Source organism: bacterium (assembly GCA_021158245.1).
Lineage (GTDB): Bacteria > Zhuqueibacterota > QNDG01 > QNDG01 > QNDG01 > QNDG01.
Genome location: JAGGVB010000107.1, coordinates 1 through 2,993, shown reverse-complemented (window position 1 = coordinate 2,993; position 2,993 = coordinate 1). Strand labels below are relative to the sequence as shown.

3 protein-coding genes are annotated in these 2,993 nt (G+C 35.5%); all 3 read left to right on the top strand.

Going from position 1 to position 2,993, the window contains the following annotated elements:
- The first annotated feature begins 69 nt into the window (after positions 1-69).
- The gene (locus J7K93_06270) at positions 70-1,221 is read left to right on the top strand and encodes a galactose mutarotase (GenBank protein MCD6116600.1); all 1,152 of its coding nucleotides are present in this window, start codon (positions 70-72) and stop codon (positions 1,219-1,221) included.
- A gap of 214 nt (positions 1,222-1,435) precedes the next feature.
- Positions 1,436-2,011 (top strand): helix-turn-helix transcriptional regulator, encoded by a 576-nt coding sequence (locus tag J7K93_06265; protein MCD6116599.1) that lies wholly within the window; start codon positions 1,436-1,438, stop codon positions 2,009-2,011.
- 72 nt (positions 2,012-2,083) lie between these two features.
- A partial coding sequence (locus tag J7K93_06260; GenBank protein ID MCD6116598.1) for a ketoacyl-ACP synthase III occupies positions 2,084-2,993 on the top strand: 910 nt, incomplete at its 3' end.

The window sequence follows — 2,993 nt, the reverse complement described above, 5'->3', positions numbered from 1 at the left end:
TTCTGCTTTCCCTCAGATTGGTAAAAAGAGGTAATGTCAATTAAATCATCTATGCTTGGGAGCAATAAAATGAAAAAAATAACGGTTTTTGCTTTGTTTCTCTTCTTAATATTAATATTTTCTTTCATTGTTATTGTGTGTAATAATTATAGCAAAAAGGCAACTATCAAAAAAAACTATTTTGGTGTTTTGTCAAACGGGGAAAAAGTTGATATATATTATATGAAGAATACAAAGGGTATAGAATTAAAAATAATGAACTACGGCGGTGCTATCGTCTCCGCTATAGTGCCTGATAAAAACGGGAATTTTGCAGATATAGTCTTGGGACATGATTCATTTCAGGGGTATCTAAAAGCCAATCCTTATTTTGGGGCTATTGTCGGACGTTATGCTAATCGAATAGCAAAAGGAAAGTTTACTTTAAATGGCAAAGTATACACCCTTGCAACAAATAATGGTCAAAATCATCTTCATGGAGGAATCAAAGGATTTGATAAAAGAATATGGAATGCAACCCCTCTAATAACCCCCAATGGGGTAGCGCTTAAACTGAGCTATTTGAGTAAAAACGGTGAGGAAGGGTATCCCGGTAATCTTAATGTTGTTGTCACATACACATTGAATAACAATAATGAATTGCGTATAAATTATTCTGCTTCAACAGATCAGACAACAATTGTCAATCTTACAAACCACACTTATTGGAATTTGGCAGAAAATGGTGATATTCTGAATCATAGAATTATGATAAATGCAGATAAATTCACACCAGTTGACAGCACATTAATTCCTACAGGTGAGATAAAAAGTGTTTATGGAACGCCATTTGATTTTCGCAAATTCCGTCCAATCGGAGATCAAATTAATGCAGACAATATTCAATTGAAATATGCAAATGGCGGCTACGATCTTAATTGGGTACTAAATAAAGATGAGCATGGCTCTCTTTCTCTGGCAGCGAGAGTAACCGAACCAATATCCGGAAGAGTTTTAGAGGTTTGGACTACTGAGCCGGGCCTGCAGTTTTATTCAGGCAATTTTTTGGACGGTTCAATAACTGGCAAAAACGGACAGATTTATAAAAAACATACTGCTTTTGCGCTGGAAGCACAACATTTCCCGGATTCCCCTAATCACCCAAATTTTCCTTCTGTTGTATTAAAGCCGGGTCAAGAATATAAACAAACGACAATTTATAAATTTAAAACGATTCGGTAATTATATCGGTTTATACGGTTATTAGTGTTCAAAATGAGCGAGAAGACTTGATGAAATAATAAATTATTGTGAACCCTGTTTGATGAGTATTGTGTTTCGGCTGCATTAGGAATTAACCATGTTAATAAAATACTTGACAAGATAAAAAATGTTTAGTATCTTTGGATCGAATGTAAAACCGAATTGGTCGAATAGTATGAATAAGGATTGTTAGATGAGCGAAGAAAAAAAAACAATTATAACAAAGGTTGCAAGACAAATATTTTCAAAATATGGTTTCCTTAAAACAACAGTTGAGGACATTGCAAAAGCAGCTCGTATAGGCAAGGCATCCATTTATCATTATTTCAGAAGCAAGGAAGACCTTTTCAAAAGTGTAGTTGAACAGGAATATCAATTACTAATAACCAAAATAGAGGAAGAAGTAAATAAAGAAAATGATCCGAAGAATAAAATCAATGTATATGTAATCAATCGAATGAAGTACCTTAATGAATTGGCAAATGTGTACAGCGCTCTCAAAGATGAATATCTGGAGCATTATGCTTTTACAGAAAAAATACGCGAAAGATATTTTCATAAAGAAATGGAAACACTGCGAGCAATTTTAAAAGAAGGCGTTGAAAGGGATATCTTTAAAATTGTTGATATTGACCTGACAACTTTTACAATTCTCACTGCTTTGAAAGGTTTGGAATATCCCTGGGTAGCAAATACTACAGCTCCGGAAATGGAGGAGAATTTGGGAAAACTATTGGAAATTCTTTTTAATGGAATCGTAAAAAGGTAGGAAAATTTTTTTTATTTAATTCGAATAAAAAACGAATTTGTTCGAATATTATAATAAATAAGGAAATACTTTATGAATGAAATTTCTGAAAATATCGGGATTGTTGGTACCGGCTTTTTTGTACCGGATCGGATATTGACCAACTTTGATTTGGAAAAAAGTGTTAATACAACGGATAAATGGATAAAAGAAAGAACTGGTATTCATGAAAGAAGAATCGCTGCTGATGATGAAGCTACATCCGATCTCTCTGTTAAAGCAGGATTAGAATCACTAAGGAATGCTGACATCAGGCCGGATGAATTAGATTTAATAATCGTTGCAACACTATCGCCTGACATGTTATTCCCTTCCACAGCTTGTCTGGTACAGAAGAATATAGGAGCCACTAAGGCGGTCGCTTTTGATATATCTGCTGCCTGTTCGGGTTTCATATATGGCTTATCTATCGCTCAACAATTCTTACAAAATGAGACTTATGAGACCGCACTGGTTATCGGAAGCGAAGTTTTTTCCCGAATTGTTGATTGGCAGGATAGAAACACTTGTGTCTTGTTTGGAGATGGTGCGGGTGCATCAGTCCTGAGAAAAGTAAAGAAAGGTGGTGGTATCATTTCTATTAATTTGGGTTCAGATGGAAGTGGCACTGATTTACTGAAACAACCTGCTGGTGGTTCTCGCTTACCGGCAAGCCATGAAACAATTAACCGACGTTTGCATACAGTCAAAATGGAAGGGAAAGAGGTATTTAAATTTGCTACCAGATCGATGGTACAAGCAGTAATAAATGCCTTGGAAGAGGTCGGTTTGCATCCAGAAGACATAGATTTACTCATCCCGCATCAGGCAAACAAGCGTATTCTTGAATCTGTGGCAAAGAGACTGAATCTGCCAATGGACAAAGTCTTTATAAATTTAAACAAATATGGAAATACTTCAGCTGCTTCGATTCCAATCGCACTGTGTGAAGCTTCAGAACAGG

Bases quoted from the DNA above. Each gene is read 5' to 3' on its own strand.
- J7K93_06270 (MCD6116600.1), top strand. From the start codon at position 70: ATGAAAAAAATAACGGTTTTTGCTTTGTTTCTCTTCTTAATATTAATA.
- J7K93_06265 (MCD6116599.1), top strand. From the start codon at position 1,436: ATGAGCGAAGAAAAAAAAACAATTATAACAAAGGTTGCAAGACAAATA.